10 protein-coding genes are annotated in these 7,495 nt (G+C 61.0%); 6 read left to right on the plus strand and 4 right to left on the minus strand.

Annotated features, from left to right (window positions below):
* Positions 1-6: 6 nt before the first annotated feature.
* The 4 genes from AC19YT_RS08305 to cpaB all read right to left on the minus strand — a co-directional run bounded on the left by AC19YT_RS08305 (position 7) and on the right by cpaB (position 4,671).
* Positions 7-1,287 carry a TadA family conjugal transfer-associated ATPase gene (locus AC19YT_RS08305; protein WP_500600090.1) on the minus strand — a complete coding sequence of 427 codons (1,281 nt, stop codon included), beginning with the start codon at positions 1,285-1,287 and terminating at the stop codon, positions 7-9.
* A complete protein-coding gene (locus tag AC19YT_RS08310; protein WP_095111045.1) occupies positions 1,284-2,477 on the minus strand; it encodes a CpaE/TadZ family protein in 1,194 nt (397 codons plus the stop codon). Before AC19YT_RS08310 ends, AC19YT_RS08305 begins: the two co-directional genes overlap by 4 nt.
* Positions 2,474-3,649, minus strand: a complete 1,176-nt coding sequence (locus AC19YT_RS08315; protein ID WP_500610088.1) for a type II and III secretion system protein family protein — start codon at positions 3,647-3,649, stop codon at positions 2,474-2,476. Before AC19YT_RS08315 ends, AC19YT_RS08310 begins: the two co-directional genes overlap by 4 nt.
* 68 nt (positions 3,650-3,717) lie before the next feature.
* Positions 3,718-4,671: a Flp pilus assembly protein CpaB gene (gene cpaB, locus AC19YT_RS08320; protein WP_500610078.1), complete on the minus strand. Its 954-nt coding sequence runs from the start codon at positions 4,669-4,671 to the stop codon at positions 3,718-3,720.
* 326 nt (positions 4,672-4,997) lie between these two features.
* Here cpaB and AC19YT_RS08325 point away from each other — a divergent pair, with 326 nt between their 5' ends.
* The 6 genes from AC19YT_RS08325 to AC19YT_RS08350 form a co-directional block, all read left to right on the plus strand.
* A complete protein-coding gene (locus AC19YT_RS08325) occupies positions 4,998-5,207 on the plus strand; it encodes a Flp family type IVb pilin (protein WP_095111042.1) in 210 nt (69 codons plus the stop codon).
* A 50-nt stretch (positions 5,208-5,257) separates the two neighbouring features.
* Entirely contained in the window at positions 5,258-5,668 is a 411-nt protein-coding gene (locus AC19YT_RS08330) for a response regulator (RefSeq protein WP_500610079.1), read from the plus strand.
* A gap of 250 nt (positions 5,669-5,918) precedes the next feature.
* Entirely contained in the window at positions 5,919-6,215 is a 297-nt protein-coding gene (locus AC19YT_RS08335) for a hypothetical protein (RefSeq protein WP_141234012.1), read from the plus strand.
* Between the two features lie 6 nt (positions 6,216-6,221).
* Positions 6,222-6,686, plus strand: coding sequence for a hypothetical protein (locus AC19YT_RS08340; protein WP_500610080.1), 465 nt, complete (start codon positions 6,222-6,224; stop codon positions 6,684-6,686).
* A gap of 3 nt (positions 6,687-6,689) precedes the next feature.
* A complete protein-coding gene (locus tag AC19YT_RS08345; RefSeq protein ID WP_500610081.1) occupies positions 6,690-7,160 on the plus strand; it encodes a hypothetical protein in 471 nt (156 codons plus the stop codon).
* The coding region (locus tag AC19YT_RS08350) for a hypothetical protein (RefSeq protein WP_500610082.1) at positions 7,160-7,495 on the plus strand (336 nt) is incomplete at its 3' end. The genes AC19YT_RS08345 and AC19YT_RS08350, both read left to right, overlap by 1 nt.

A 7,495-nucleotide genomic window follows, 5' to 3' on the forward strand; every position in this document is an offset into this window, starting at 1 on the left:
CGCGGGTCAGTCCTGGCTCAGGGCGAATTCGCGGCGCAGCTTGTCGCCGGCCGGGTTGAGCGCCTCGCGCAAAAAGCCGAAGCCGCTGCGCCGGTCGAGGCGGAACAGGGTGTTGGTGACGTACACGTCGTCGCGCACGCCTACCACTTCCACCACCTCGCTGACGCAGCGCCGGCCATCGGGCATACGGGTCAGTTGGATCACCACGTCCAGGGCCGCGCAGATCATCTGGCGCAAGGTGCGTTCGGCCACTTGCCGGCCGGTCAGGCCCACCAGGGTTTCCAGGCGCAACAGGGCGTCCTGGGCGTTGTTGGCGTGCACGGTGCTCATGGAACCGTCGTGGCCGGTGTTCATCGCGGTGAGCACGTCGAGCACTTCGACGCCACGGATCTCGCCGAGGATGATGCGGTCGGGGCGCATCCGCAGGGCGTTGCGGATCAGGTCGCTGGCCTTGACCTCGCCGTGGCCCTCGGCATTGGGCGGGCGGGTTTCCAGGCGCACCACGTGGGGGTGGCCCAATTGCAGCTCGGCCACGTCTTCGATGGTCACCAGGCGTTCGTGGGGGTTAATCAACTGGCTGAGGATGTTGAGCAGGGTGGTCTTGCCGGTGCCGGTGCCGCCGCTGATAAGGATGTTGCAGCGCTTGCCCACCGCGTCCTGGAAGAACTCGAAGATGTTCTGGTCGATGGTTTGCATCGCCACCAGGTCGCTGCTTTTGAGCATGTCCTTGCGAAACTTACGGATCGACAGGCACGGCCCGTCCAGGGCGATGGGCGGAATGATGGCGTTGACCCGGCTGCCGTCGGGCAGGCGTGCATCGACCATGGGCGAGGACTCGTCCAGGCGCCGCCCCAGGGGCGAAAGGATGCGCTGCATCACGCGCTCGACGTGGTGCGAGTCGATAAAGCGCAGGTCGCTCAGGTGCAGCACGCCGTCGCGCTCGATGAACACGCGGTGCGGGCCGTTGACCAGGATTTCGGTCACGGCCGGGTCGCGCAGCAGCACTTCGAGGGGGCCGAACCCGGTGAGCTCGTCGACGATCTCTTCGCCCAGGCGTTCCATCTCGTAGCGGGAAATGGCCAGGTGCAGGCGCGCGATGTACTCGGCCACTTTATCGGTGACAAATTGCGCGAGGTTCTGGCGTGAGCCTTCGAGCAGGTTTTTCCCCGACTCCTCGATGGCGTCGATGATGTAGCGGTGCAGCACCAGTTTCAGGCCTTCGTGGTCGGCATTGCCCTTGGCGCCGACACTGGCGGTGGGCGCGCCGAACAGTTTTTCGCCAGTCATGGGGGCGTTCCTCGCAGTCGGCTGAGCCAGCCGCCCTTGGGTTTGGCCAGGCCTTCGGAGCGCTTGGCCAGGCGTTCGCCCAGGGTGTGCAGGCTCTGCGTGAGGCTCTCGCGCGGGGCCAGTTCAAACAGGCTCACGCCCTGGTTCTTGGCGTTGAGGCGCAGCTCGGGGCTCAGGGCCAGCACGGCGATGACTTCCATGCCAAAGGTCTTGCCCAGGGTTTCGGCGTCGGGGGCTACGCTGCGCAGGTAGCTGTCCACCAGCAGGCGCGCGTGGTCGAGCTTCATGCCTTTTTCGCGCCACAGGTTGAGCACCGCCAGGTTGCGCCGGCAGTCCAGCACACTCTGGTCGGTGCGCCACAGCAACTTGTCGCAGTGGCTGACGAAGGTGCGCAGCGCTTCGCTGTCCGACTGCCCGGTGAGGTTCACCACGATGTGCTGGAAATGCTGGCGCAAGGCGCTGAGAAGCATGTACAGCTCGGCGGCGCTGGTGCGTTTGAGGGGCTCATCGCCCGGGGCGTAGGCGAGGATGCGCAGCCCCGCTTCGGCGCGGGTGAAGGCGCTGTCGATCAGGGTGGCGTCGAGGCGGCGCAGGTGGCGCAGGGCATCGCCGAAGTTGAACGAACTCTCCAGGCCCAGCAGCGCCAGGGAGTCGCCCCGGGGCAGGCCCAGGTCCAGCAGCAGGGTTTGCTGGCCGCTCTTTTGCACCACCAGCGCCAAGTGGCTGGCGATCAGCGCGCCGTCGCCGTTGCCCTGGGTGCTGTAGAGCACCGTGAGGCCGCCGAGCAAGGTGCTGTGGGCCACCGGCGGCAGGCGTTTGCCCAGGCGCCGCACCAACCCGGCGACCTCACTGGCCCGCGAGCCGTAGGCGACGAAATCCCGCGCGCCGGCGCGCATGGCGTTGAGCACCAGTTGGTTGTCCATGCCATCGCCCAAGGCGACGATCGCCAGCATCGGCTTGGCCTCTAGGGCGCCCTCGATCATCGCGCACTGGGCCACCACGTTCTCGCGGTCCAGGCCCACGAACACCAGGCTGGCGAAGGTTACGTCCACCAGCGCGAGCAACTCGTCGAGGCTGCCGCCGCCGGCGCTGACCACTTGCCCCAACGGTGCGAGGGCACTTTGCAGCCACTCCTGGTCGGTGGGGTTGCGGGTGATGGCGAGGAACGTCTGGCTCAGGTTCTGGCTCATTGCGATAACCCGCTGCGGTTGTCGAAGTTGCCGTTTTCAAGGAAGAACATGCGGTAGAAATTGGGGTCGTAGTTGCGCATCTGCTCGCCCGGCAGCGACGGCAGGCGCGCATCGGCGGCCAGCGGTTGGACCAGGTGCGGGGTGACGATCATCAGCAGTTCGCGCTCTTCGCGCTTGATCTCTGAGTCGCGGAAAAACGCCCCCAGGATCGGGATGTCGCCCAGGCCCGGAAACTTGTTCACCTGGGAGCTGTTGCGGGTGCTAATCAGGCCACTGATGACGAAGCTCTCGCCGTCGGCCAGGGAGATGCTGGTGTCGGTGCGCCGCACGGTCAGGCCCGGCACCAGGGTGCCGGCGATGTTCACCGCGTTGCTGTAATCCAGCTCGCTGACTTCCGGGGCAACTTTGAGGGCGATGCGGTCGCGGCCGATGATGGTCGGGGTGAGGGTCAGGCGGATGCCGAATTCCTTGTACTCGATGGACACGCTGTCGCTGCCGGAGCTGGGCACCGGAATGGGGATCTCGCCACCGGCCAGGAAACTCGCACTCTGCCCGCTCAGGGCCACCAGGCTGGGCCGCGCCAGGGTGTAGGCAAAGCCGCTGCCTTCGAGGGCGTTAATCATCACCATGGTTTTGCCGCCGATCCACGAGAAGTTGAACTGGCCGTTGTCCACCGGCAGCTTGGGGGTGACCACGCCGTCGATGGTGGGCAGGGTCTTGGGTGCGCCGAACAGGAAGTTGCCGCGGGTGCCGAACAGCGAGGCGGTGGCTTCCTTGAGCTTGCTGCGGCTGACTTCGACGAAGCGGATATCGGTTTGCACCTGGCTGGGCAGCAGGGGGTCCTCGGTGGGGCCCAGGGCGGCGCGGGTGAGGGCGGCGGTGGCCTTGCCGCGCACGAACACCATGCTCTGGCGTGGGGTGCTGGCGCAGCCGGTCCAGACCATCAGGCTGGTGGCACCGCTGGCCATGCCAGTGAGCAGGAAGGATTTGTCGCCGTTGGGGTGCACGTCGGCGACCTTGGGGTCGCCCACCGCCAAGCGCGTGATGGCCACAGGAGATTCGATGTTCTGTTGCAGGCCCTCGCCCACCTCCAGCACCGCCGGCAACCCGGCCAGGGAGCTGCAATTGGCAGGCGCGGCCAGGGCGGTGTGCAGCGGCAGCCCGGCGAGCATCAGGGCGCCAAGCGTGGTGCTGAAGGAAGGTTTTTGCATGCGCATGCATCCTTGCTCGATCAAGGGGTTCATTGGCTGGCCTGGTTGCCGCGGATCACCTCGATGCCGCGCCGTGGCGCAGGGGTGCCGCCGCTGGCGACGGGGCCGGCGACCATGCCGCCCTTGGGTGCCCGGGCCATGGCCAGTTCGGTGAACTGGAACAGTTGGCTGTTGGTTGCGTCGATTGTGCCAATACTGTCATTTTCACCAGCCCAGTAACGCGCCAGGTTTTTCTCTTCGCTGCTGCGCACGGCCAGGCGCAAGGTGCCAACCTGGGTGGCGAGCATCATCCGGCTGAGGAGCTTTTGCGGCACGGCGAGGATCACCGTGCGCGCGCCATAACGGCGCTGTTCGAGCTTCATTTTTTCTTCCGCCGTGGTGGCCGGCGAGGCCGGTTGGCCATCGTTGGTCAGGCCCAATTGTTCGCCCACGGCGAGCAGGCGCATGGCCGGGATCACCACTTGCACCGACTGTTGCAGGTTGCTCGCGTCGGCGCGTAAAAACAGCAGCACGTCCACATAATCGCCGGGGTTCAACTGGCCGCCGGCACCGATGACTTCATCCACCGCCATGGCCAAAGCACGCTCGTTGCTGTGGATCATCCGCGCCAGCGGGCCGCCGGCACTGAAGCTTTCATCGTTGAGCCAGGTGCCCGCTGCGAGGGTGCGCCAGGGGGTGCGGCCCAGGGCCTGGTCTAGGCTGGAAAGACTGCCGGCCGGGACGTTGCGCAGTTTTTCCAGGGTCAGATCCTCGGCGGTCAATGGGGTAAAGGCCGGCACATCGCGCAGCAGCACCACCACTGGTGTGCGGGTCTGGTCTTCGGCTGTGGTAACGGCTTTTTCCACGGTTTGGCTGACGGCCACCGGGGCGGCCGGCTCGGCTACGGGTTCGGGTTGGCGGTTGAGCATCAGGCCCCAGTAGCCGACGAATACGGCGCCCAGCAACAGCAACCCGGCGAGGGCCATGGTGACTCGACTGTTCATGACGGCTCTCCCTTTCCTGCTGCTTCAGCGGCCGTAAAACGGGCCAGTCGGGCAATCAGGCAGCTATGAACATGCAACGATTTTGCTATTTGAAGGTAGTGCAGCTAAGCCAAAACGCCATTACTGCGCGAAAAATAATTGGCGGCGGGTTCTTGGCCCTTTATCCACGGTGTTTTGCTGGTGCAAACCTTTGGATTAATACTTTGTGATTAATCAGTTCTTACACTTGTTGGGTGGGGGATTGTTGACAATGCTCAGGTGGCACAGAGGACTCATGTTGCAGTCCCAGTATCAAGCGCACTCGATGGCGCATAAGGAGAAGTCCAATGATCCTTCAGAACTTTTTGCGCAAAGCGCGGCGTTTTCTGAGACGCGATGACGGTGCATCCGCCATCGAATACGCATTGCTGGTGGCCATGGTGGCGGTGGTATTGGTGCTGTTCGTCACGCCGCTGGGCGGGGCCGTGTGGGATAAATTCAACTCGGTGACCACCAGCCTGGGCGGAACCTCCCCGGGTGGCAAACCAGTGCCTTAGCCGTGGGCGGTTGTGCCTGCACCTTCATCTCTTTGAGTTGAGCCACGCCCATGACCTCTTCTTCGTCGCGACAGCAGTTGCTTTTGGTAGACGACGAAGAAGAGGCATTGCTGGAACTGGCCGAACTGCTCGAAGGCGAAGGCTTTCACTGCTTCACCGCCACCTCGGTCAAGTGCGCCCTGCAAACCCTGACCCAACACCCGGACATCGCCCTGGTCATCACCGACCTGCGCATGCCCGGAGAAAGCGGCATCACCCTGATCCGCCGCCTGCGCGAACACACCCTGCGCCAACACTTGCCCGTGATCGTCACCTCCGGCCACGCCGACATGGACGACGTCAGCGACCTGCTGCGCCTGCAAGTGCTGGACCTGTTCCGCAAACCCATCTACCACGTACGCCTGCTCGAAACCCTGAACAACCTGTTCCCGCAGCCCAAGGTGTTTTTGGTTAATCCGTAGCCGGCCCTGCCTTGCTTTCCTTCTGGTGCCGCACGTCCCACCCCGCCGCCCGTAGTCACCCACTGAACATTGCACCCAATAGGGGGATCAGGAAGTGGCCGTCTTGAAAACGGGAATTCTCCGACATTACGCAAGGATGTTCAGTCTTTACGCTCTGCGTTCTTGTGGGCCCCGGGCGTGAAGGGCTGTTGATGGATGCCTGCTGCACCGGGTTTCGCCGCCCTATTGACCGTTGCCAAAAGGCTTGCCGATGCAAACCACACTGACGCGCTGGCTTCCCCACACAAAAAAAACCGAAAACGGCCCCCCGCGTTCGCCCAACGTATTCAGCGATGCGGCACAACTCCCTGCCCACCCACAGGCGTGCAAAACCCAGCGTTATTACATAGGTGCAATTTTGTTGCGGCTGACCTGGCTGTTGCTCAGCACGTTCAAGCTGCAAGAATTAGTTGAACGATATCAAGACAGTTTGAAGTTTCGATTGCGCTGCTTACTTGGGTGGGGCGATTTACGTACTCCGAGAATCATGCCGCCAATCGAAGGATGATAAACAATGAATAAAAAACTACTGATGGCAGGCCTGTTGCTGACTTTGCTGGCAGGGTGCGGTGATGTTTTTGCACCTGCCTCGAAGGAGGTTTGTATTACTGGGTATAACCAGTATGAGCGGCAGTTTCATAAATTTCGATTGGATGCAGAAAATAAGTCTGGATGTTCGGGGAACCCATCAGGAAGAGAAGGGCGCGGCATTTATGGTGGGGGCGGGGGGTTTGTATGTGGGTGTCGTGTGACTCCCGGGGAAAAAGTTAGTTTAACTTGGAGCTTTGCGCGAAGCTTAGAGGAACTTGAGGCGGGAATTCCCAGGGAGGAATTTTCTACTTGGGTCACTATTCCGCAGCCTGAATCCTCAAGCTCTCGCTATTTCCGAATATTCTTTATGAAAAATGGAATTCCGCAGTTGCAGTGGGTGGATTACATGGGGGCGCCAGAAATTATGCCGCCGCCCGAAGGAGAGTAATTGATGGCTAAAAAGCAATTAGTTGTTGGTGTGGTTGTGATGTTGCTGGCAGGTTGCGGTGATATTTTTGCACCTGCCTCGAAGGAGGTTTGTATTACTGGGTATAACCAGTATGAGCGGCAGTTTCATAAGTTCCGATTGGATGCGGAAAATAAATCTGGGTGTTCGGGAAGTCCTTCTGGACGTGAGGGTTACGGCGTTTATGGTGGCGGTGGTGGTTTTGTATGTGGTTGTCGGGTGACTCCAGGGAAACAGGTGAGTTTGTATTGGAGTTTTGAACCGACTCTTGAAGCCTTCAGGAAGGGTTCTCCCTTAGAGGAATACACTGTCGTGGTAACTATTCCGCAGCCAGAATCCTCAAGCTCTCGATATTTGCGAATCTACTTTATGAAAAGTGGAATTCCTCAGTTGCAGTGGGTGGATGATTTGCGTACTCCAAAAATAATGCCGTCGTCTGAGAATGAGGTGCAGTGATGGATGATATCGAATTAAGCTTGGATGATGTTTTTTTTGACAGAATTAAGTCCGAGTCTGAGCAGTTATGCCCTATATGTCAGCAAGTGCTGTGGGTCAGTTTTTATTTTGATGGGTTCGGCTTTTCTGAAAAGACAGAGCCAGCCTCCAATATATTCAAACTCTATGATGCGGCGTATAGCCGCGAAGAAAAGGGTATTCACACCTATTACTACCCCGGCCTCGGCGCCGACTTTGACCCTGAAACCCGAGTATTGGCCGCTGCCATCGCCGATAAAGCCGGTGACGCTATTTACGATAAAGCCCCTGAGATGGCCCAAGACAAGGCCCGGGAA

Source organism: Pseudomonas sp. MF08875, from assembly GCF_059862525.1.

Bases quoted from the DNA above. Each gene is read 5' to 3' on its own strand.
- AC19YT_RS08310 (WP_095111045.1), bottom strand. From the start codon at position 2,477: ATGAGCCAGAACCTGAGCCAGACGTTCCTCGCCATCACCCGCAACCCC.
- AC19YT_RS08335 (WP_141234012.1), top strand. From the start codon at position 5,919: ATGCAAACCACACTGACGCGCTGGCTTCCCCACACAAAAAAAACCGAA.
- AC19YT_RS08325 (WP_095111042.1), top strand. From the start codon at position 4,998: ATGATCCTTCAGAACTTTTTGCGCAAAGCGCGGCGTTTTCTGAGACGC.
- AC19YT_RS08340 (WP_500610080.1), top strand. From the start codon at position 6,222: ATGAATAAAAAACTACTGATGGCAGGCCTGTTGCTGACTTTGCTGGCA.
- AC19YT_RS08315 (WP_500610088.1), bottom strand. From the start codon at position 3,649: ATGCTCGCCGGGCTGCCGCTGCACACCGCCCTGGCCGCGCCTGCCAAT.
- AC19YT_RS08330 (WP_500610079.1), top strand. From the start codon at position 5,258: ATGACCTCTTCTTCGTCGCGACAGCAGTTGCTTTTGGTAGACGACGAA.
- cpaB (WP_500610078.1), bottom strand. From the start codon at position 4,671: ATGAACAGTCGAGTCACCATGGCCCTCGCCGGGTTGCTGTTGCTGGGC.
- AC19YT_RS08305 (WP_500600090.1), bottom strand. From the start codon at position 1,287: ATGACTGGCGAAAAACTGTTCGGCGCGCCCACCGCCAGTGTCGGCGCC.
- AC19YT_RS08345 (WP_500610081.1), top strand. From the start codon at position 6,690: ATGGCTAAAAAGCAATTAGTTGTTGGTGTGGTTGTGATGTTGCTGGCA.